The sequence below is a fragment of the Spirosoma fluviale genome (assembly GCF_900230225.1).
GTDB classification, from domain to species: domain Bacteria; phylum Bacteroidota; class Bacteroidia; order Cytophagales; family Spirosomataceae; genus Spirosoma; species Spirosoma fluviale.
This window is the reverse complement of record NZ_OCNH01000001.1, coordinates 1,451,349-1,473,064: the sequence shown is the minus strand read 5'-3', so window position 1 is coordinate 1,473,064 and position 21,716 is coordinate 1,451,349. Positions and strand designations below refer to the sequence as shown.

The following is a 21,716-nucleotide window of genomic DNA, read 5'->3' as shown; positions in this document are numbered from 1 at the left end:
TACCGACCGTCCCGGTCGGGTGTTTATCTAATCGCTTCTCACCCGACCGGGACGGTCGGTACTACAGCCGCGAAGCCCCCTTTTTTAGTAAACTAAAAAGTTTACAACGGCTTCACCATCTAAAGAGCCTCAGATAACGAAAAACACTCTTGCGCTCTTTCGCTCATTCACTCTTTCGCTTTTCCTTATGCCCATCAACTATAAACTACAAGGTACGCCCAACAGCCCGGTCCTAATCTTCTCCAACTCCCTCGGAGCCGAGATGATGATGTGGGACGAACTGATTCCCTTTCTCTTACCCTACTTCCGAGTGCTTCGGTATGATACGCGCGGGCATGGGGGGAGTGATATCACACCCGGTCCCTACACTATTGATCTGTTGGGGCAGGACGTTATTGACCTGATGGACAGCCTGAACATCGAACAGGCCTATTTCTGTGGCCTGTCGATGGGTGGATTAATAGGCCAGTGGCTGGGCATCAATCATCGTGATCGATTTAAGAAGATCGTTCTGAGCAATACAGGGGCTAAAATCGGCAACGACGAACGCTGGAACGGGCGCATTGCCACCATTGCCGAACAGGGTATGCAGTCCATTGTCGACGATACTATGGAGCGCTGGTTCACGGAAGGCTTCCGAACGAATAAACCTGAACGAGTGGCCGCGACCAAAGACATGTTTCTACGCTCGCCGATTGATGGGTATTCCGCCTGTTGCGCGGCTATCCGGGATGCCGACTTCCGGGGATCATTAGACCAGCTTTCGGTAGAAACGCTGGTCATTACAGGCGACGAAGACCCGGTGACGAACCTGGAACAGGCTGAATTTCTCCGAAATAACATTCCCAATGCTCAACTGGCTGTTTTGCCCGCCCGGCACTTGTCCAGTACCGAACTACCAGAACGGTACGCACAAGTGCTCATCAATTTTCTGGTCGGCGAATCGACCTTTGATAAGGGCATGCACGTTCGGCGGACGGTGCTGGGCGACGCCCACGTCGATAAAGCCAATAACCAGATTACCGAGTTCAACGCTGACTTTCAGCAGTTCATCACCAACTACGCCTGGGGTGAAATCTGGACGCGGCCGGGCCTTTCCAAACACAACCGAAGCCTGATTACACTGGCCATGCTCATAGCCCTCAACCGCAAAGCCGAATTTCAGATGCACGTTCGGGCGGCTTTAAACAACGGCGTCAGTGCAGCCGAAATCAAGGAAGTTATCATGCAATCAGCCCTGTATTGTGGCTTGCCAGCCGCCAATGAAGCCTTTCACGCAGCCAGCGAAATTCTAAACCAACAGCCATGACCCATCACACACAAGTCGGCATTATTGGAGCCGGACCCGCCGGACTCTTGCTGGCGCAACTATTGCATCAGCAGGGCATTCGCTCTGTAGTACTCGAAAATCGACCCCGGGAACGCGTCGAAAGTCGGCAGCGGGCGGGTTTGCTCGAGCAAAACACCGTCGACCGGCTTCGGCAGGCCGGAGCCACCACCCGACTGGATGAGCAGGGGCTCGTACATGATGGGGTTATCCTCAGCTACAACGGCCAACGGCACCGCATTGATCTGGCCGAGTTGACCGGCGGTTCACGGGTAACCATTTACGCCCAAACCGAAGTCGTAAAAGACTTGATTCAACTGCGGTTGGATATGGGTGAACCTATTTTGTTTGAAGCTGAAGCCACCTCCATCGACGGGCTGGATACTAGTACGCCGATGATTCAGTATGTCCACAATGGCGAGACACACACCCTCGCCTGCGATTTCGTGGCGGGTTGCGATGGCTTTCACGGCATCTCCAGAAAGACCATACCAGAGTCTCTGACCACCGTTTACGATAAAATTTACCCGTATTGCTGGCTCGGTATTCTAGCCAAAGTGCCGCCTTCGACACACGAGCTGATCTATGCCTACCACGACCGTGGCTTTGCGCTACACAGCATGCGCTCACCCGAAATTTCCCGGCTGTATGTGCAGTGCGACGTAACCGATACGCTGGAAGACTGGCCCGACGAACGCATCTGGGCAGAACTGCAAATCCGGCTCGGTACAGCGGGCTGGACCCTGCACGAAGGCCCGATTCTGGAGAAAACCATTACGCCCATGCGTAGCTTCGTGAGTGAGCCCATGCAATATGGACGCCTGTTTCTGGCCGGAGACTCGGCGCATATCGTTCCCCCAACGGGTGCCAAAGGACTGAACATGGCCGTAGCCGATACCGGCCAGTTGTTCGATGCGTTGATGGCCTGGTACCAGAACGGCAGCACGGCCGAACTAGCCGATTATACCGCCTGTTGCATGCGTCGGGTGTGGCGGGTGCAGGAATTTTCTAATTTCATGACCGAACTTCTGCATCACGACCCGGACAAATCGTTGTTCGACGCTCATTTACAGGCTTCCCGATTTAATCAACTCATTACCAGTCCAACGGCCTCAACCGTTGTGGCTGAAAATTACGTAGGTCTGGCCGCTAAAAAAGCGAGCGAGACCCCCCAATCTGTACCCACTCACGCATGAAAACTGTACCCATTTTAGACGTTCATTCAGCAGCTCGTCTGGTAAAAGACGGCGACACGCTCTTGCAGGGCGGATTCGGCATGACCGGCAACCCTGTTCACCTGATGCACGCGCTGGCCGAGATCGGCACCAAAAACCTGACCTTCGTCGGCAACAACACCGGCGAAACGGGATTGGGCGGTGGGCGTCTATTACGCAATGGTCAACTTAAAAAATTGATCGGCTCCTTTTTTACGTCCAACCCCGATGCCGTCAAAGCCGCGCAGAACGGCACCGTCGATTACGAATTACTGCCGCAGGGAACCCTGGCCGAAGCCATCCGGGCGGGTGGCGCGGGCATTGGTGGCTTTTATACGCCAACTTCCGCCGGAACACCGCTGGCTATCGGTCGCGAGACCAAAGTCATCGACGGGGTCGAGCAGGTATTCGTCAAGAGTATTCGGGGCAATGTAGCGTTCATCCGGGCGTGGCGGGCCGATACGGCCGGGAATCTGCAATACCGGATGACAGAAAATAACTTCAACAAAGCGATGGCGACAGCCGCTGATCTGGTCATTGCCGAAGTGGAGCAAATTGTGCCGGTGGGCGAGATTGCCCCTGAATTTGTGCACACGCCCGGTTGCTTTGTCGATTATCTGGTGCAGGCCACGCTCACGCTGGAAGACCTTGGCAGTTCGGCCTCGGTTTCGTCCTCTAAGAAAGTGGATGAGTCCCGCATGAACATGGCCCGCCGGGCATTGGCCGAACTCAAAAAAGGCGATGTTGTGAATTTGGGCATCGGTATCCCCACGCTCGTCGCCGATCTGATCACCGACGAGCAGGGTATTATTCTGCATACCGAAAACGGCATGTTGGGCGTTGGCCCGGTTCCGGCCGATGGTGGTGGAGCGATGGATTACCCCGTTAATGCCGGTAAAATTCCGGTAACGGCCCTGAAAGGAAGCAGCTATTTCGACAGCGCCGATTCATTTGCCATGATTCGGGGTGGTCACATCGACGTGGCGATCATGGGCGGTCTCGAAGCCGACGAAGCGGCCAATCTGGCCAACTGGGCCGTTCCCGGCAAGCCGCTGCTCGGCGTAGGTGGTGCGATGGATCTGGCAAAAGGAGCTAAACGACTGATCATCACCATGACGCACACCAATCCCGATGGCTCGCCCAAGATCGTACCGCAATGCACCCTGCCTCTCACCGCTACCGGCGTAGTCGATATGGTCATCACCGATCTGGCCGTATTTGGCTACCCTAACGGAAAACTAACCCTGCTCGAACTCATGCCCGGCGCTACGCTGGAGGAGGTAAAAGCGAAAACAAGCGCGGAATTTTTAATGATTGAATGAGTGATTGACAGAATGATTGAATGAAAGAAGGGATTCCTTTTTTGAATTGAGCCTTACTTATTTGATCACTTTCTGCCATTCACTCATTCACTCATTCACTCATTCAAAATTAATTCATGTCCGACTCATTCATCATCGACGCGATCCGCACGCCCATTGGGAGTTTTGGGGGTAGTCTGTCGCCCATACGTGCCGACGATCTGGCGGCTTTACCGATCAAAGAACTTCTTTCGCGTAACCCGAATATTCCAGTCGATGCTATTGACGATGTGATTCTGGGTTGCCACAACCAGGCGGGGGAAGACAACCGCAATGTGGCCCGCATGGCCCTTTTGCTGGCTGGATTGCCTTATACGGTGCCCGGCGAAACCGTAAATCGGCTTTGTTCGTCGGGCATGTCGGCGGTTATTCATGCCAACCGGGCCATTAAAGCAGGAGATGGCGATGTGTTCATAGCGGGAGGTATGGAGCACATGACCCGTGGACCGTGGGTAATCTCCAAAACATCGAAGCCCTTTGGCAACGACGCACAAATGTTCGATTCCAGCTTTGGCTGGCGGTTCATAAACCCCAAAATGCACGCCCTCTACGGTACCGATGCGATGGGCGTAACGGCCGAAAATCTGGTCGAGATCTACGGCATCAGCCGGGAAGATCAGGATTTGTTTGCCTATAACTCCCAGCAGAAAGCCGCCCAGGCCCAGCAGTCGGGCCGACTGGCCGAAGAAATCATGGGCGTTGAAATTCCGGCAAAGAAAGGCCCTGCTACACTTTTCGACACTGACGAATTTGTAAAGCCACAAACCTCCCTCGATGTGCTGGCGAAATTAAAACCGGCTTTCAAAAAAGAAGGGGGTACCGTAACGGCAGGCAACGCAGCCGGATTGAACGACGGTGCCGCAGCCCTATTCATTGCCTCCGACGAAGCCGTTAAACGATATAACCTGACACCCAAAGCCAGAATCGTAACTTCGGCAGTGTTGGGTGTAGAGCCGCGTATCATGGGCATTGGCCCCGTTCCGGCGACCGAAAAAGCATTAAAAAAAGCGGGGCTTAGTCTGGATGACATCGACGTAATTGAGCTGAACGAAGCTTTTGCTGCTCAGTCACTGGCCTGTATCCGGGCGCTGGGACTGGCGGATAACGACCCACGCATCAACCCGAACGGGGGCGCTATTGCCTTAGGGCATCCGCTGGGCATGTCGGGTACCCGACTGGTGCAAACGGCCGCATTGGAGTTGGCCAGGCAGAACAAACGCTATGCGCTGGCCACCATGTGCGTCGGCGTAGGCATGGGCTATGCGGTTATTATTGAGCGTGTTTAATCGACCAACCACTTCTAACCAATCCGCATGAAACGAGCACTAACCGCAGTACTTATCTTCTTATCAATTAATACAATGGCGCAAAATCAGGAAATGGACGTTGAGAAACTGGCGATTGAATCGTCCAGATACTGGCTGGACCTCGACTATGTCGGCGATGGTCTTGTTGGGCACAAACTGGATATCCATTTACCAAAGACGGGCAACGCGCCGTTTCCGGTGGTCATTTGTATTTACGGCAGCGCCTGGCGGGCTAATTCCTGGAAAGCCAATACGTTCAGCGAAGCGGGGATAGGTCAAAAATTATTGGGAAAAGGATTTGCCGTTGTCAGTATCAATTACCGGTCGAGTGCCGATGCCCAGTTCCCGGCGCAGATTCAGGATGTAAAAGCCGCCCTTCGATACATCCGGGCCAACGCGCCGAAATTTGGGCTGGATAACTCATTCATTAGCGTTACGGGCTGGTCGTCGGGCGGGCATCTGGCAGCCATGGCGGGTACGACCAACGGCATCAAAAAGACAACCATAAATGGGCTGGACGTCGATATTGAGGGGGCGTTGGGTAAATTCACTCAGGCCGACAGCCATGTCGATGCCGTTGTCGACTGGTTCGGACCTACCGATTTCCTCATCATGGATGCCTGTGGCAGCACGATGCCGCACAATGATGCCAAATCCCCAGAGTCGATACTCGTTGGTGGGCCTATTCAGGAAAACAAAGACAAGGTTGCGCTCGCTAATCCCATCAGTTATGTTCGAAAGAGCAACCCGCCTTTTCTGCTTTTCCACGGCGACAAAGACCCGCTGGTTCCTCATTGCCAGAGCGAAAAGCTGTTCGAAAGATTACAGGCAACCGGTGTAGAAAGTAAACTTGTTATTGTGCCGGGTGGCGGGCACGGACCGGGCGTCATGATTGATACCTATTATAAGCAGGCACTGGCGTTTCTGGCTAATCAACTGGAAACAAGTAAAAGGAAGTAGCCCCGGACTTCATCGTACAAACAAATAGTCATTCATTAGACTACAGTTCTGTTTCCCTTAAAACCATGCAACTACCCAAAATACGCAGTAACGTCAAGTTTTTTGTATTGGCCTGTCTATTGTCGTTTCCTGCACTGGCAGCCCGCGTCGATACCCTCGACGTACCCAGCGCCAGCATGAACCGAACACTCCGGGCAGCCGTCGTTCTGCCAGAGCGATATCGCAAAGCAAAACAACCCTTTCCGGTACTTTACCTCCTCCACGGCGGCTCGGGCAACTTTCGGGACTGGCTCACCAAAACCCCGGATAAAACCCTGTTGCACCGACTGGCCGACCAGTACAACATCATCATAGTGACGCCCGATGGCGACCCAACCAGTTATTATTTCGACAGCCCACTCATTAAAACGAGTCAGTTCGAAACCTTTATTTCGAAAGAGTTGATCGACAGGATTGATAATTCCTACCGAACCGTCCGCGAGAAAAAAGGGCGCATCATTGCGGGATTGTCGATGGGTGGACACGGGGCCATGTATATCTCCAGCCGCCACCCGGAACTATACGCAGCCGCCGGAAGCATGAGCGGTGTAATGAACATCAATACCGCTACCTGGAAAGTCCCCGCCGACTTCGCCAAATCCCGCGCCGAGAATTTTGCCAAGTTGCTTGGCCCAGCCAAAGAGGGTGACTCCCCCTACCCCGGCTTTACGATGGTGACGCTGGCCGATCAGCTTAAAGCCAACAACCTGCCGTTGATTTTCGACATTGGCGTCGATGATTTTCTGATTGAAGGCAATCGGGAAATCCACCGCCTGTTGATGGCCAACAAAACACCGCACGATTATACCGAGCGGCCCGGTGCCCATACGTGGGAGTATTGGGAGAACGCCCTACCCTACCAGATGCTGTTTTTCAACAAGATTCTGACCGCCAATCAGGTGACCATCCATTAACTAACCTCATGAAAACAAAAGCATTAGCATTTGTCGCTTCCTGCTATTTCCTGTTCGGGTTTATATCCTTAATACCTGTCAGCCGCGAGTTTGACGCTGTAAACGTTACAGGGGGTCTGGTATCCGGAACGACGAACGCAGCCGGCGACATTCACATTTTCAGAGGGATTCCCTTTGCGGCACCGCCCGTTGGCAACCTGCGCTGGAAAGCACCCCAACCCGTTATTCCGTGGTCGGGCGTACGCAAATGTGATGCCTTCGGGCCAAGTCCGGTTCAGGGTAGCCCAAATCCGTTTGGTCCCTGGAGCGCCGAGTTCCTGATCCCCAAAGAACCGATCAGCGAGGATTGCCTCTATCTGAATGTCTGGACCGGCGCTAAATCAGCAACCGAAAAGAGACCCGTTTTGGTCTGGATTTACGGCGGGGGCTTTAACAGCGGTGGTACCGGAGTGCCCATATATGACGGGGAAGCAACGGCTAAAAAAGGCGTCATTTTCGTCAGTATGAATTACCGCGTGGGGCCGTTCGGCTTCTTCTCGCATCCGGAACTCACCAAGGAATCGGGTCGAAATGCGTCCGGAAACTATGGTTTGATGGATCAGATTGCGGCTTTGCAATGGGTGAAGCAGAATATTGCCCGGTTTGGTGGCGACCCGGCCAATGTGACCATCGCGGGCCAGTCGGCGGGGTCCATGAGCGTAAACGCACTGGTTGCGTCTCCGGTGGCGAAAAATCTGTTCACGAAAGCCATTGCCGAGAGTGGAGCTAATTTCTCCCGCCCGGCGGCAACGCTCAGTCAGGCCGAAGAAGCCGGTCTGAAGATGGCCCAGTCGATGGGAGCCTCCTCGCTGGCCGAGCTACGGGCGAAACCGGCGGACGAACTCCTCAAAAAAGCGCAGGGTCGCGGACTGGTTATAGATGGCTACGTATTGCCACAGCCCGTTGCCGATATTTTTGCGGCTGGTAAACAGAACGATGTTCGCTTGCTGACTGGCTGGAATGAAGACGAAGGGATGGTGTTTGGCCCCGCCAAAAAGGCAGATGACTACCGGAAGCAGATCAATGAGCAGTACGGAGCAAGCGCCGATACTTTTCTCAAGTTCTATCCGGCCGGAACCGATGTTGAAGCCGCATCCTCGCAGGTGAAGGTGTCCAGAGATATGGTTTTTGGCGCACAGAACTACCAATGGGCAACCATCCAAAGCCAAAAAGGGAAAACGGCCTATGTGTATCGCTTTGCCCGAAAAGTGCCCGCCACGGGTGAGTACGCCCGCTACGGTGCGTTTCATACCGGTGAACTGGCGTATGCCTATGATAATCTTAAGTTCATTGACCATGCCCTCCGCCCCCTGGAGCCGGTCGATACGCGATTGGCCAACGAGATGTCGGCCTATTGGGTAAATTTCATCAAAACCGGCAATCCAAATGGAAAAGGCCTCCCCGACTGGCCTGCTTATTCAACTACGGACAAGCCGATCATGATCTTTGATAAGAAGACAGGGGTTCAGTCTTTACCGGATGGCCCCGCGCTGGAATTTCTGCTGACGACGATGCGTAAACGGTAGAAACATCCTGTCGACCTCTGACGAAACTCTAACTACAGCCAGCCTTAACAAACTTTAACAGCCCGTCCAGTCCCGGTCGGGCTGCTTTTTTGCGTATTTTTGGCCACTACTTACACAAAAGCAGTTCGTTAATCTTCATTTGTATGCAATCATTTAAACGCCTGAACACCCTAACGGGCTGGCTCGTTTTCGCCGTCGCGCTCTTTACCTACGCGATGACCGTGGAACGCACCGCCAGTTTCTGGGACTGTGGCGAGTTCATTGCGTGTTCGTTTAAACTCCAGGTCCCCCACCCGCCCGGTGCTCCGTTTTTCCTATTGCTGGGACGACTTTTCTCTATGATGTCGTTCGGCGATTTGACCAGCGTGGCCTATTGGGTCAACATGGCATCGGTACTGGCCAGTGCCTTTACCATTGCGTTTCTGTTCTGGACCATCACCATGCTGTCCCAGAAACTCCTCGGTAAAGCGGAACGTGATTATACCACCGCCGACACCTTGCTGGTCATTGGTACGGGTGCCGTTGGTGCGCTGGCCTACACCTTCTCCGACACGTTCTGGTTTTCGGCGGTCGAAGCCGAGGTATACGGTATGTCGTCGTTTTTCACCGCCATCGTCGTTTGGGCTGCCTTCAAGTGGGAGCGCATCGAAGACGAAGCCGCTGCCAACCGCTGGCTTATCTTTATCGCTTACCTGACGGGGCTATCTATTGGGGTCCACTTATTGAACCTCGTAACGCTGCCCGCACTGGCACTCATCTATTACTTTAAGAAATACCCCAAACCAACGTTCTGGGGCGGTGCAACGGCGTTCGGTATCGGTCTGGTTATTCTGGGTATCATCAACTCCGGTATTATTCCGGGATTGCCCGGCATGGCCTTCGCCTTTGAGCGCTTTTTCGTAAATACCCTTGGCCTGCCGTTTACCTCGGGGGCTATCTTCTTCACGGTCGTCTTCCTGGGTGCTATCGTGTACGGCATCATCTGGTCGGCCCGGCAAAAGCGGGTTGTGCTGAATACTTCCCTGCTGGCGCTGGCGTTTGTCCTGATTGGTTATGCGTCGTACATGCAGGTGCTGGTCCGGGCCGATTTCAACCCACCGATCAACGAAAATGATCCCAGCGATGAGCTGAACTTCCTGTCGTATTTGCGTCGGGAGCAGTACGGAAGCCGCTCGCTGCTGTACGGGCCGGTCTTCACGGCCCGCCCCATCGACCAGAAGCAGGGTGCGCCCATGTGGAAAAAACAAGGCAACAAATACGTTGTGTTCGACCACCAGCCGGAGTACGTATATGCGCCCGGCGATGAGATGCTGTTTCCTCGCGTTTACAGTAGCCAGCAAAACCACCCGGCCCTGTACCGGCAGATGCTTGGCCTCGCAGAAGGTCAAAAACCGACCATGGGCGATAACCTGAAATTTATGTTCAACTACCAGTTAGGACACATGTGGTGGCGCTACCTGATGTGGAACTTTGCCGGTCGGGAGAGCGACGAAGAAGGCGCGGGTTACCTCCTCCCCTGGTCGACAGATCAGGGTGCGCCGGATCTGTTGAAGACCAATAAAGCCCGCGACAACTTCTACATGTTGCCGTTCGTTCTGGGTCTGTTTGGTATCACGTTCCAATACTTCCGCCGTCGGCGCGACTTCCTGATTGTCGGGCTCTTGTTTTTGTTCACCGGTATTGCCCTGCAAGTCTTCCTGAACTCGCCCCCATCGGAGCCCCGCGAGCGTGATTACATCTACGTTGGCTCGTTCTACTTCTTCGCCATGTGGCTCGGTCTGGGCGTTATGTCGATTGCGGAAGGATTACGCAGTGCCTTAAAATCGGATGTAGCCCGCAATGGCGTCGTGGCGGGTGTTTGTCTGCTGGTCCCCGTTATGATGGGCGCGAAAAGCTGGGACAACCACAACCGCGACAAGCGTTACCAGTCGGTCGATTTCGCTAAAAACCTCCTGAATTCCTGCGCCCCCAATGCGGTGCTCTTTACCGGTGGCGACAACGACACCTTCCCCCTTTGGTACGTACAGGAAGTAGAAGGTTTCCGGCGCGATGTGCGGGTATGTAACCTGAGTTTGCTGGGTACAGAATGGTACATCCAGCAGATGAAGCGGAAGACCTACGAGTCGGAAGCACTGCCCATTTCGCTTGAGTTCGACAATTTCAACAAAGGCAAAAACGACATTGTGCCGTTCTACGAAGTGCCGGGCGTTAAAAACGGAATCGACCTCAAGCAGTACATCAACCTGATCAAGACGAGCAGTCCGGCGGTTCAGGTGCCGCTCACCAATGGCGACATGACGAGCATTCTGCCTTCGTCGGTACTGTTCCTGCCCATCGACAAAGCTGCGGTTGACAAAGCGAATTTTGTACCGGCTGCGCTTCGTCCGCTGATGAAGGATACACTGCAATGGACCATCGGGAAGAAAGACCTGTACAAGCCCGACCTGATCATGCTCGATATGATTGCGACCAACAACTGGAAACGTCCGATCTACTTCTCCAGCACGCTGGCGAGCGATAACTACCTGAGCCTGAAGAATTACATGCAGTTGGAAGGTTACGCGTATCGGCTCATGCCGGTGGCCGTACCGGGCGCAACGGATGGCTATGTCAACTCCGACATCATGTACACCAACATGACAAAGAAGACCTTCTGGCGTGAGTTCAACAACCCGGATGTGTATTATGACGAAACCTACAAAGGCCCACCGGTAATTTCGGCCCGTATCGCGTTCTTCCGTCTGGCCGATCAGTTCATCCGCGAAGGCCGGAAAGACAAAGCCCTTGAGGTGCTGAATTATTCGCTGAAGGTTATTCCGGACAAAGCAATTCCGTACGACCAGATTTCGTCGAACTACGTACGCTTCCTGTTTGAAGTGGGCGACAGCAAAAAGGCGCTCGAAATTGCCGAAGTTATGGCCACCCGCGCCGATCAGGACCTGACTTATGCCAAGAGCGGCAATGGGCGATTTGGTAGCCCCGATTCAGACTTGTACATTCTGCAAACGATTGTCGAAGCCTGTAAGGAAGCCAAGCAAACGGCAGCCGCTAATAAATACGAAGCCATTTTCCAGAAGCACATCAACGCGTTTGGTTGATCGATTCGTACCAGACAAAAAGCCCGAACTACCTGGTGTGGTTCGGGCTTTTTGGGTAATGGCTTGACCTGCGCAGGCAATTCAAACACTCTGTTGTTTTGCGGTAAGCTACTCTCTGTAGATTTTGACTACTGTATCAGACAGCATCCTGCTGTCTGGCCGTCAGGCAAAAAAATGGGCAGCTCAAGTTCGTCTTCAGAAATGAAATAATGCAGGCAAGGACGTGAACGTTGTTGAGGGCAATGGGCCGCCGGGGAGACTATTTTGCCTCACGGCCAGACAGCAGGATGCTGTCTGATACAATAGCCCTACAAACTCAGACGGCAATAAGCAAGGTAGCTTGTACTAGTATTTCGTTTACGCGGTTAGTCGCACTAATCGCTGTATGAACGCGTTTAACCAGGCCGTCTTTTTTAACCGATTGAAGAGTACAATGCCCGTTAAGGCACAGGTAATTCCGGCCAGCACATCCAACACATAATGATGGCTGGTATAAACGGCGGAGAACCAGATACCCCCCATGATGACGGCAAAGAATCCGTTTACTGCGCCCAGTCGGTTCTTTAGTCCGTAATACAGGACAATGACCGGGTAGGATGAGTGCAGGGAAGGCATGGCCGCAAACACATTCGAGCTTTTGGCATAAATGGAGCTAAACACCGAAACACCCAGAAGCTGGTCGAAGTGGGACAGGCCAGCCGTATTGCCGGGAGTATACGGATGAAACGTAAACCCATACAGCTGCACATACCAGGGCGGTGCGGCCGGATAGACATAGTAGATAACAAATCCCAGCAGATTGACCAGCACGAAGGTCAGCGCAAAAGGGTAAAACTGAGGTCGGTTTGTAAAGAAAAGATACGTGGCAAACAACAGCGGAATCGGCACCCAGCTTAGGTAAAAAAGGCCGGTTACAATGTCGAGCGAATCCATTCGATGCGCCAGCCAGTATTCATTAGGCGTTAACAGCGACTGCCCGAAATGAATGCCGAACAGTTTTTTCTCCAGTGAATAAAGGGATTCGATGTGTACCGCATTGTACGTGTAATTCGGAAACGCTTTCATGTAATCGAAAACAATCCAGTACACAATGAAGATCGAGAAACCCATAACAAACTTTCGGCTCTGTTCGGACGCATAATAAAGTCCGTTCACCAGCCCGATGAGTACGAGTTGATCGGATTTAAAGCCAACGAGTTGGTATGAAAACAACAGATACCCAAGTGATGCCAGCGTCAGCGGCAGAATTCCTCGTACAGTCGTTGGGCTGCTAATTTGCGGGGGTTGATGCATGGTACAGATGAACCGTATACAGGGAACGCTTAAACCATAATGCGTTCTACGGTTGACTCGCCCGTCAACGCATTTGTTCCCTCCAGCTGAATGTACTTGACATTTGGCATCCACATGGTTCCCCCTTCTATCCGCAGATAGATCCGTTTCAAAATCACCTTTTTCTGATTTACGGTAGCATACACGTAATAATCGTTGGTGCCCGATTTCGCCAGATGAAGGGGTAGCTTCTTGTAGGAGACAAAGCTCAGTTCATACTCCTCATTCCGTAAAGGCCGCGCTTTAACGCCATAAGCAAATGTGCGCTGAATGTATGAGAGCTCCTTTTTTTGGCTCTGTTCAGTATACCGAATCCAGAAAACATGAACGGGGTCGTTCTTATCCAACTGACCATTTTTTAAATTCAGGGCGCAGATAATGGTATTCGGATTCGGGTCTCGCTGGATATAAAATAACTGATTCGGAATATTTCTGGGCGTTGGGAAGGCGACCGCTACTTTGTCCTGCGTATGACCGGTAGCAATATCGTTCGCCGGAATCGAATACCCAGCCACGCTGCCGAGCAGCAAAAACGCCAGCATGAGTACCTTCGGCGGACTGGTTGTCTTTTCCTTTTCCTCTAGCGCTTTCCTGGAATCGGTTAGCCGGTTAAAGGCAGTTATGTTGGTCATAATGGCCATAACCATGAGGGGCAGGGTAAAAATAGACATGGTTTCAAAGACGTGTACCGGAATACCGGGTATGTACAGCTTGAAATCAGGCCCCAGCAACGGAGCAAAACAGCCACACGCCAGCGCCGACACCCCAATGGTAATGACCCGCTCGGGCCGTTGCATCAGGCCACCTTTGCACTCTACGCCCAGACCTTCGGCGCGGGCGCGGGTATAACTCACCATCATCGAGCCAATCAACGCGATGAAGGCAAACAGCGAACTAAAGAAATAGTGATGCGAAATCAGATAATAGCAAATGCCCAGGAAAAGAATTAGTTCACTGTAGCGATCCAGCACCGAATCGAAGAGGGCACCATACAGCGAACTCATCTTACCCAACCGTGCCACCTGCCCATCCAGCATGTCGAAAAGTCCGGCAAACAGCACCAGCGCACCCGCCCAGCCAACGTAACTAAGATCGCCCCGGTTGCCTTGTTCCGCACCCATAATAAAGATCAGGGCCACGCCTATATTCAACACCAGCCCAATGGTGGTCACCATGTTAGGTGTTAATCCCAAACGGATCAACAGCCGGACAAACGGATTGATAAGGGTATAGATACCCAGTTGAAGTTTGGTTCGGAGAGGAAGTGCCTGCTGCATAGTTGGAATGGATTAAAAATCAAGCGTTGCCCGAGCCCGGATGCCCCAAGCCGACACGTTGGGGTTATCTAAATAATTTAGCCGTCTGACCAGGTCGATCCGGAAAAACTTCAACACATTCGCCACCCCCGCGCTGGCCTCCATATACGGTGTTCCAGCAAGCGTATAGGTATAGGGAATGCCCAGGGCATCAACGGGAAACTGGTAAAGCGACGGATTCTGTTTCGGGTCGTTCTCGCTTCGTAAGCCCCCATAGAGCGCTTTGAAGGAGACGGCCTCCCGCCATTTCAACCGTTTGAACAACGGAATCTTATTAAAGAAAAATCCATTGAACGAATGATCGATACTCACGCTGGCATAGTGATCACTAACAAATTCCAGAAAATTCATCAGGTTGTACGAGTTTAACTGATACGCGTACGTTTGGTTGGCCCGGTGAATTGTAAGCAGCGGGAACGGCACCTGTCCCAGAATGTAACCGCCCTGAAGCGTAACCATCGAATAGCCCAGTTGGGAGAGCCAAAAGCGTTTGCTGGCAACGCCCGTGACGTTCTGATAGTTATACCCGCCATTCAAAAGACCTTTGACACCCGCTGTATAACGCAACGTGAATACGGGATAGCGGCCAACGATCGGTACGCGGTAAATTTTCCCCTGAAAGAACTGTTCATTCGGAGCCCAGCGGGCTTCTACCGAAAACTCGGAGGTGGTCAGCGTTGGCGAGGGCGTATTTTCGGAGTCGCCGAGCCGTTTAAATTCCAGGCTTCCCGCTGGTGACTGCTGCCAGTTCCTAAAGCCAAGGCTGTAGGAAAAGTGGTTTTCAAACTCATGGACATAGTCGATACGCCAGGTGTCGTTGTACAGCCACCTGTCATTCACCCCCCGCTTAAAGGAAAGTAAGAAGTTGTCTTCCTGAACAAACTGAAGTTCCTGGCCCGGAATCTTCGTATCACGCTGAAAACTCGCCCGGATGTAGTTCTGCGGAAACTGGTAAATCGACTTGTTATTAATGGAGTAAGTACCACTCAGGAAGTACTTCCACCGCTCATCTTTAAATCCATAAGCCGCGTAGGTTTCCGCATAGTACCGTTTGCTCAACTCGGGGGTAGTCCGTCCGCCAACCCGTAACCGAAACCCTTCAATGGGATTGAAACTGTAGAACGTATTGGCCGGTCCCACTTCAAATGGGCCGAACGATTTGTACCCGGCAAACACAAAGGTAAAGGCCTCCATGGTGCGTCGGAAAGACGGCATTCGTTTCAGACTATCAATGTTGGTGTAAACCTTCGATTCGGCAATAGACAGGGAATCGTGTCGGTTCGCGCTCCAGAACGCTTCGGGCTGGCTGGCGGCTGCCGCTTCGACTACCTGCGGCTGACCACTGTAGAATGTAGCGGGTTGCGGCTCATCCGTTTTGTAATTTCGGTACGAGAGCGTTCGCTGGCCGAAAATACCGCCCCCCCTGGTTTTATTGGCACCAAAGTCGGCCAGTAAATCGCTTTTACTCAGAAAATAACGTCCATCTGTATGCTGTTCGAACTGTAGCCGGATCTGCAATTCCCGAACCCAGTTCAGGTTGATTCTGGGGTTGACGGATAGATTGATTTTCTGCACGGCAAAATTACTATCCAGGGTTACGTACATCTTCCCCTCAAACAACATATCCGTCGTATTGCGGGGCACAAAGTTCAACCCCACCAGTTTAGTCTTGCCAACCACCAGTGTATCGGCCAGATAATACTGGTAAAATGTCGGCGCACTGTTGGCAATGGGGCTGAGAAACTGATTGGTCATCAGAAAGATCGAATTAGAGTAAATATCCACTTTCGAATACATCCGATTCAGGTAAATACTCAATCCGTTACTGTCGAAATACTGGCCGAAGTCGACCCGCTTATTGCCCTTAACAATGACTTTGTCAGTTGAGGGGCTTTTGCGGAGGTAGTGTTCCGATAACTTTTCTTCCAGATAAACGGGCAGCAGTGATTTGCCGGGTAATGTTGTTGTATCTCGGTTATTGAGCAGAAAGCGGTACTTCTGAAAAATCTTCCGTTCAGAAACTTTCGTTGACAAACTGCTTAGGGAGAACTGTAATTTATCGTATTCCTCGTAGGACGCGTAAGCGTAACTGCCTAACTGATTCTGCTCTTTGTGGCTGATCACGTTTCGGATCAGCTCAACCGCCGGATTATTTTTATTTCGGTAGCGTTCCCGTTTTCCGCTCCTGATCACTACCTCATTCAGCAGTTGCGAATCCGGTTCCAGCTTAACCGTTACCGACTGGCTTGTACCTGGGGTAATGCTTTTAGTGATTGACTTATAGCCAATAAAGGATATGACAACTTTGGTGAAATTACCGGATGCCGTTAAGGTATAAACGCCCCGTTCATCGCTGGTTGTCCCAATGGTTGTACCCGGAAAAACAATGTTGGCGAAGGGGAGCGGCTTGTTGGTGGGTCCGTCGATGATGGTTCCCGTTACGGTTGTTGTCTGCCCAAGGGTTATCGAACTACTCAAAAACAACAATCCGCTCAGCAACATGAGGGATTGACGGAGTGCGTTGCGGAGTGATTGACTCATGACAGGCTAAAGACAAAGTCTTTCTGAAAGAAATAGTTATAACTTACGCCTATCAAAATGGCTACCAGCGTTTTAGCCACCAGATACCGGATATCGAGAAACTGGGTGACCATAAAAAGCCCGGCCGCATTAAGGCCCGTATTGCCAAGCCAGACAAGCACAAACCGTCTAAATTGCTGACCAACGGGTTGATTACTTTGCGAAAATGTCCATGATTTCGACATACCAAAATTAACCAGTCCCCCACCAACGGCTCCGATAACACTGGCGGTAACATACCAGCAATGCAACCAACTAACACAACCAACTGTCGTCAGGAAATCGAATCCCGAAGCAACAATTGAGGTTGCCTGAACTTTAAAGAACGTTTTCATAACTTTATAAAATACCCAATACCAGGGCAACCCGCAGCAAAATATTCGCGTAGAGCCCGGCCAATAGATCGTCCAGCATGACGCCCCAGCCGCCGGGCAGCTTCTCCAGCTTTCGGATGCCGAGGGGCTTACCTATATCGAACAGACGAAACAGCAGCAAACCCGCCAGCAGGCTTTTTACGGTTATTGGGATGAACAACAAGGTCAGGCACATTCCCGCTAGTTCGTCGACGACAACCCGGTAGCTGTCCTTACCCCACTCCTGCTCAACTACCGTGGCAGACCAAATGCCAACCGCCGTTATTACACTGGTGATCAACACAGGTACTAAAAACCAATAACCACCGGGCTGGGCCACTCCAGGCTGGGCCGCATTAGGCTGGGCCGCACCAGGCCAAACTCCGCTGAGCAGGACTAGGTACCAGACACCACAACAGGCAATGGATGCTACCGTGCCCCCACCTTTGCGGATATAGCCGATGCCCAGACCGGTGGCTATCAATTTATGCATTCTTTATACCGTAGAGGCTAAATCTTGGTAATCTTCCAGATCCAGATGGGCAATCAGGTCTTCACCCATCAGGTAACGAAGGGTGTTCTCCAGCTTGAACAACTGTCTGAAAATATCGTGTTCGGGAGCGAGTTCCGGAGCCGTCTGTGGCGATTTGAAATAGAAGGAAAGCCACTCCTGAATACCGCTCATATCGGCCCGTTTGGCCAGATCCATGAACAGCGCCAGGTCCAGCACCAACGGCGCAGCCAGGATAGAATCGCGGCAGAGGAAGTTGATCTTGATCTGCATCTGATACCCGAGCCAGCCGAAAATGTCGATGTTGTCCCAGCTTTCTTTGTTATCACCGTGAGGGGGGTAATAGTTGATCCGCACTTTGTGGTACAGTTCTTTATACAGCTCAGGATTCTGCTCAGGCTGGAAAATTTCGTCCAGTACGCTCAGCTTCGACACTTCTTTGGTCTTGAAGTTATCCGGATCGTCCAGCACTAGTCCATCGCGATTACCCAGAATATTGGTTGAGAACCAGCCGGTAACACCCAATGCCCGCGCTTGTAAGCCCGGTGCCAGGATGGTTTTCATCAGTGTTTGTCCGGTTTTGAAATCCTTACCGCAAATGGGTGTATTGGTCAGGTAAGACAATTCAATCAGGGCAGGTATATCGACCGTCAGGTTAGGTGCTCCATTAGCAAAAGGAACACCCGATTTAAGGGCAGCGTAGGCGTACAACATGCTGGGCGCAATGGCAGGGTCATTATTTCGCAGCCCTTCTTCAAAGCTGGCCAGACTGGAATGCACGGCACTTTCTTCCATGTAAATCTCGGTCGAACCGCACCAGATCATTACCAGCCGACTACAGTCGTTATTGGTCTTGAACTGTTCAATATCATCGATCAGAGCCTGCGCCATTTCGTAGCGGGTGGTGGCTTCTTTGATATGGGTACCATCGAGATTCTTGACATAATTTCGGTCGAAAGCGGCCTTCATCGGGACAATCGCTTCCAATTCAGCCCGTACTGCATTCAGCAAGCCCGGCTCCAGTACTTTGGCGTTTACCGCTGCCTGATATACGTTGTCTGAGTACACATCCCAGCCCCCAAAAACCAGATCGTTCAAATCGGCCAGCGGCACGAAATCCTTGATTCTTGGCCGGTTATTGTCCGCTTTTGATCCCAGCCGGATTGTGCCCATTTGAGTCAGTGATCCAACTGGCTGTGATAAGCCTTTCTTAATCGCTTCAACACCAGCGATCATTGTTGTTGCCACGGCTCCCAACCCTGGAAGCAGGACGCCCAATCTACCATCGGGTTCTGTAGTGTGTTGTTTCATTGAGTTTGTTTTAATGTTTTTACTGGTGTTGTAAGCCATTATGTCGGAAAAAGCCAGCAAGCAGGTGCCCGTTTTAGGAGCTTGCTCCAGAGATTAACACAGTTTGGTTAGTACATAAACCCGTTTCGCACCAATAAGTATGTTTAACGGTTAAAGATTTTAGGCTATGGTGTAACTTTTTTGCTCATATTGAAATAGTAAACTGTATCTATTTAACAGGACTTTAAAACGTTTGTTTAAATCAATTGAATAAATGACAATAAAGTTCACCCCTTAACCAGATTTATATAATATATGAATTGAACTTATCCAATGGGTGATTTAAGGCCTGTGCTTTGTAAACGATCGGTAAAAGCAAATAGTTTTGGCAAAAAAAACTGATCAAGAACCAGTTAGCTCTAAAACAGAAAGCCCCGGTCGTGGACGACCGGGGCTTTCTGTTTTAGCCTATTTTATCAATCAACCATGAAAGAAATCTTTCATTTTGTCAAAAAATCCCTTCTCGTTTTTGTTGGGCCTTGGTTGAAAGTTGGGTGAGTTTCGTAATTTTTCCAGAATGGAACGCTCCTCCGCCGACAGGATTTTAGGTGTCCAGACGTTTACATGAACGAGTTCATCGCCACGGCCGTAGCCATTCAGTTCTTTAATTCCTTTGCCTTTCAGGCGCAGTATTTTACCACTTTGCGTACCCGGCTCCAGCGTGATTCGAGCTTTGCCATCAATGGTTGGCACTTCAACGCTGGTACCAATGGCGGCATCCACGAAATTGATATATAGATCGAAAACGACATTGTTGCCATCCCGTTTGAGGTCGGCATCTTCTTCCTCTTCAATGACAATGAGCAGATCACCCGCTACACCGCCCCGTGGGGGAACGTTGCCTTTACCGCCTACCGATAGCTGAATACCTTCGGCAACGCCAGCCGGAATTTTGATCGGGATAACATCTTCCTGCAACACGCGGCCTTCGCCAAAGCAGGCATCGCAACGGTCGGTTACGATCTTTCCTTCGCCATTACAGGTTGGGCAGGTGCTGGTCGAGACCATTTGCCCAAGCATGGTGTTCACCACTTTACGCGTTTGCCCGGTTCCGCTACAGGTAGAGCAGGTCTGGACGGCGGTTCCGTTTTTGGACCCATTGCCTCCGCAGGTGGTACAGGTTACGTGCCGTTTTACTTTAATTTTCTTTTCAACACCGTTGGCAACTTCCTGCAAATTGAGCTTCAGTTTGATACGCAAATCGGAACCGCGCCGAACGCGCTGCCGACCACCGCCCCCACCCTGAGCGCCCCTGAAGAAACTGCCAAAGGGCGAATCGTCGCCGAAGACGTCGCCAAACTGACTGAAGATATCGTCCATCGTTGGCCCACCGGCACCATATCCGCCACCGGCCGCACCACTCATCCCTGCATGACCGAACTGGTCATACCGGGCTTTTTTCTGCGGGTCGTTCAGGACGTCGTATGCTTCGGCCGCTTCCTTGAACTTTTCTTCGGCGGTAGGGTCATCCGGATTTTTGTCGGGGTGGTATTTGATCGCCATCTTCCGGTAGGCTTTCTTGAGATCCTCCGCCGAGACGTTCTTATCAACGCCCAATATTTCGTAATAATCGCGCTTCGTTGCCATATCTTTCAATGCTGAATGATACAATGATTGAATGATAGAATAGGGTATACTAGTCTATTCTATCATTCAATCATTGTATCATTCAATCATTATGTTAGCTTCCTACAATCACTTTTGCAAACCGAATGACTTTATCATTCAGGTAATAACCCTTTTCTATTTCGTCAATCACTTTGCCTTTGAGGTCATCGCTCGGTGCCGGAAACTGAGTGACCGATTCGTGCAGATCGGCGTTGAAGGTCTCCCCTTTCGATACCATTGGCTTTAAACCTTTGCCTTCCAGTGTCTTGAACAATTTGGTGTAAATCAGCGAAACACCTTCTTTCAGAGCAGCCACGTCGTTTGTGCTTTCGATGGATTGCATCGCCCGCTCAAAATCGTCGACCACCGGAATCAGTACTTTCAATACACCTTCGTTGGCATTACTGATCAGCTCAAGTTTTTCCTTGGCTGTACGGCGACGGAAGTTTTCGAAATCAGCATATAAACGGAGGTATTTATCTTTCAGTTCGGCCAGCTCACTGCCGGTTTTACCCTGTTCTGCCGGTGCGGTTTCAGCTACGAAAGCTTCCGACGATGAGACTTCTTCTGTTTCGGCTGGCTCTCCGCCATTTACCGTTACGGCTTCTTCCTCTGTCACGTTTTCAGTTGTCAGGTTGTCAGGTTGTTGCGAATCGCCGGATGCCTGTTCATCCAAAATGTCTTTATTTTCCATTACTGAGCTTCTATTTCTCTTCCAGAAATTCATAGGCAAAGATGGGCAAAAGACCGACCAAAACCGCACCACATGACAAGTTGACACGTATTTCTGTGCCAGGATTTTCCGGATTTACAGGATTTATATTCGGCTCAGGTATGTTTTACGTTCATTGCGCAACTGGTTCACGGATAACCAAGACCGG

General features: G+C 51.5%; 16 protein-coding genes. 8 read left to right on the top strand and 8 right to left on the bottom strand.

What is annotated here, in order from left to right; genetic code table 11:
- Positions 1–187: 187 nt before the first annotated feature.
- The 8 genes from pcaDC to CRO74_RS06090 all read left to right on the top strand — a co-directional run bounded on the left by pcaDC (position 188) and on the right by CRO74_RS06090 (position 11,785).
- Positions 188–1,309 carry a bifunctional 3-oxoadipate enol-lactonase/4-carboxymuconolactone decarboxylase PcaDC gene (pcaDC, locus tag CRO74_RS06125; RefSeq protein WP_097125100.1) on the top strand — a complete coding sequence of 374 codons (1,122 nt, stop codon included), beginning with the start codon at positions 188–190 and terminating at the stop codon, positions 1,307–1,309.
- Positions 1,306–2,523 (top strand): 4-hydroxybenzoate 3-monooxygenase, encoded by a 1,218-nt coding sequence (locus CRO74_RS06120; protein WP_097125099.1) that lies wholly within the window; start codon positions 1,306–1,308, stop codon positions 2,521–2,523. Before pcaDC ends, CRO74_RS06120 begins: the two co-directional genes overlap by 4 nt.
- Positions 2,520–3,863: a 3-oxoacid CoA-transferase gene (locus tag CRO74_RS06115; protein ID WP_097125098.1), complete on the top strand. Its 1,344-nt coding sequence runs from the start codon at positions 2,520–2,522 to the stop codon at positions 3,861–3,863. The genes CRO74_RS06120 and CRO74_RS06115 overlap by 4 nt, the downstream gene beginning before the upstream one ends.
- Positions 3,864–3,979: 116 nt before the next feature.
- Entirely contained in the window at positions 3,980–5,188 is a 1,209-nt protein-coding gene (gene pcaF / locus CRO74_RS06110) for a 3-oxoadipyl-CoA thiolase (RefSeq protein ID WP_097125097.1), read from the top strand.
- A 27-nt stretch (positions 5,189–5,215) separates the two neighbouring features.
- The gene (locus tag CRO74_RS06105; RefSeq protein ID WP_097125096.1) at positions 5,216–6,169 is read left to right on the top strand and encodes an alpha/beta hydrolase; all 954 of its coding nucleotides are present in this window, start codon (positions 5,216–5,218) and stop codon (positions 6,167–6,169) included.
- 65 nt (positions 6,170–6,234) lie between these two features.
- Positions 6,235–7,122 carry an alpha/beta hydrolase gene (locus CRO74_RS06100; protein WP_097125095.1) on the top strand — a complete coding sequence of 296 codons (888 nt, stop codon included), beginning with the start codon at positions 6,235–6,237 and terminating at the stop codon, positions 7,120–7,122.
- Between the two features lie 8 nt (positions 7,123–7,130).
- Positions 7,131–8,687 carry a carboxylesterase/lipase family protein gene (locus CRO74_RS06095; RefSeq protein ID WP_097125094.1) on the top strand — a complete coding sequence of 519 codons (1,557 nt, stop codon included), beginning with the start codon at positions 7,131–7,133 and terminating at the stop codon, positions 8,685–8,687.
- 143 nt (positions 8,688–8,830) lie between these two features.
- Positions 8,831–11,785: a glycosyltransferase family 117 protein gene (locus tag CRO74_RS06090; RefSeq protein ID WP_097125093.1), complete on the top strand. Its 2,955-nt coding sequence runs from the start codon at positions 8,831–8,833 to the stop codon at positions 11,783–11,785.
- A 357-nt stretch (positions 11,786–12,142) separates the two neighbouring features.
- On the opposite strand, the gene CRO74_RS06085 is transcribed toward CRO74_RS06090, so the two are convergent.
- The 8 genes from CRO74_RS06085 to CRO74_RS06050 all read right to left on the bottom strand — a co-directional run bounded on the left by CRO74_RS06085 (position 12,143) and on the right by CRO74_RS06050 (position 21,529).
- Positions 12,143–13,078: a phosphatase PAP2 family protein gene (locus CRO74_RS06085; protein WP_097125092.1), complete on the bottom strand. Its 936-nt coding sequence runs from the start codon at positions 13,076–13,078 to the stop codon at positions 12,143–12,145.
- 29 nt (positions 13,079–13,107) lie between these two features.
- Complete coding sequence (locus tag CRO74_RS06080; RefSeq protein WP_097125091.1) at positions 13,108–14,394, bottom strand: DUF4833 domain-containing protein; 1,287 nt, start codon at positions 14,392–14,394, stop codon at positions 13,108–13,110.
- Between the two features lie 12 nt (positions 14,395–14,406).
- On the bottom strand, positions 14,407–16,974 hold the full coding sequence (locus CRO74_RS06075; RefSeq protein WP_097125090.1) for a DUF5686 and carboxypeptidase-like regulatory domain-containing protein: 2,568 nt from the start codon (positions 16,972–16,974) through the stop codon (positions 14,407–14,409).
- Positions 16,971–17,348 (bottom strand): GtrA family protein, encoded by a 378-nt coding sequence (locus CRO74_RS06070; protein WP_097125089.1) that lies wholly within the window; start codon positions 17,346–17,348, stop codon positions 16,971–16,973. The genes CRO74_RS06075 and CRO74_RS06070 overlap by 4 nt, the downstream gene beginning before the upstream one ends.
- A gap of 4 nt (positions 17,349–17,352) precedes the next feature.
- Positions 17,353–17,859 (bottom strand): phosphatidylglycerophosphatase A family protein, encoded by a 507-nt coding sequence (locus CRO74_RS06065; RefSeq protein WP_097125088.1) that lies wholly within the window; start codon positions 17,857–17,859, stop codon positions 17,353–17,355.
- Positions 17,860–17,862: 3 nt separating this feature from the next.
- The gene (locus CRO74_RS06060; protein ID WP_097126033.1) at positions 17,863–19,188 is read right to left on the bottom strand and encodes an inositol-3-phosphate synthase; all 1,326 of its coding nucleotides are present in this window, start codon (positions 19,186–19,188) and stop codon (positions 17,863–17,865) included.
- Positions 19,189–19,647: 459 nt separating this feature from the next.
- Complete coding sequence (gene dnaJ / locus CRO74_RS06055; protein WP_097125087.1) at positions 19,648–20,814, bottom strand: molecular chaperone DnaJ; 1,167 nt, start codon at positions 20,812–20,814, stop codon at positions 19,648–19,650.
- A gap of 94 nt (positions 20,815–20,908) precedes the next feature.
- Positions 20,909–21,529, bottom strand: a complete 621-nt coding sequence (locus CRO74_RS06050) for a nucleotide exchange factor GrpE (RefSeq protein ID WP_097125086.1) — start codon at positions 21,527–21,529, stop codon at positions 20,909–20,911.
- Between the last annotated feature and the right edge of the window lie 187 nt (positions 21,530–21,716).

What these genes read in the sequence shown, in the direction of transcription:
- pcaDC (WP_097125100.1), top strand. Translation starts at nt 188, where the DNA reads ATGCCCATCAACTATAAACTACAAGGTACGCCCAACAGCCCGGTCCTA.
- CRO74_RS06120 (WP_097125099.1), top strand. Translation starts at nt 1,306, where the DNA reads ATGACCCATCACACACAAGTCGGCATTATTGGAGCCGGACCCGCCGGA.
- CRO74_RS06115 (WP_097125098.1), top strand. Translation starts at nt 2,520, where the DNA reads ATGAAAACTGTACCCATTTTAGACGTTCATTCAGCAGCTCGTCTGGTA.
- pcaF (WP_097125097.1), top strand. Translation starts at nt 3,980, where the DNA reads ATGTCCGACTCATTCATCATCGACGCGATCCGCACGCCCATTGGGAGT.
- CRO74_RS06105 (WP_097125096.1), top strand. Translation starts at nt 5,216, where the DNA reads ATGAAACGAGCACTAACCGCAGTACTTATCTTCTTATCAATTAATACA.
- CRO74_RS06100 (WP_097125095.1), top strand. Translation starts at nt 6,235, where the DNA reads ATGCAACTACCCAAAATACGCAGTAACGTCAAGTTTTTTGTATTGGCC.
- CRO74_RS06095 (WP_097125094.1), top strand. Translation starts at nt 7,131, where the DNA reads ATGAAAACAAAAGCATTAGCATTTGTCGCTTCCTGCTATTTCCTGTTC.
- CRO74_RS06090 (WP_097125093.1), top strand. Translation starts at nt 8,831, where the DNA reads ATGCAATCATTTAAACGCCTGAACACCCTAACGGGCTGGCTCGTTTTC.
- CRO74_RS06085 (WP_097125092.1), bottom strand. Translation starts at nt 13,078, where the DNA reads ATGCATCAACCCCCGCAAATTAGCAGCCCAACGACTGTACGAGGAATT.
- CRO74_RS06080 (WP_097125091.1), bottom strand. Translation starts at nt 14,394, where the DNA reads ATGCAGCAGGCACTTCCTCTCCGAACCAAACTTCAACTGGGTATCTAT.
- CRO74_RS06075 (WP_097125090.1), bottom strand. Translation starts at nt 16,974, where the DNA reads ATGAGTCAATCACTCCGCAACGCACTCCGTCAATCCCTCATGTTGCTG.
- CRO74_RS06070 (WP_097125089.1), bottom strand. Translation starts at nt 17,348, where the DNA reads ATGAAAACGTTCTTTAAAGTTCAGGCAACCTCAATTGTTGCTTCGGGA.
- CRO74_RS06065 (WP_097125088.1), bottom strand. Translation starts at nt 17,859, where the DNA reads ATGCATAAATTGATAGCCACCGGTCTGGGCATCGGCTATATCCGCAAA.
- CRO74_RS06060 (WP_097126033.1), bottom strand. Translation starts at nt 19,188, where the DNA reads ATGAAACAACACACTACAGAACCCGATGGTAGATTGGGCGTCCTGCTT.
- dnaJ (WP_097125087.1), bottom strand. Translation starts at nt 20,814, where the DNA reads ATGGCAACGAAGCGCGATTATTACGAAATATTGGGCGTTGATAAGAAC.
- CRO74_RS06050 (WP_097125086.1), bottom strand. Translation starts at nt 21,529, where the DNA reads ATGGAAAATAAAGACATTTTGGATGAACAGGCATCCGGCGATTCGCAA.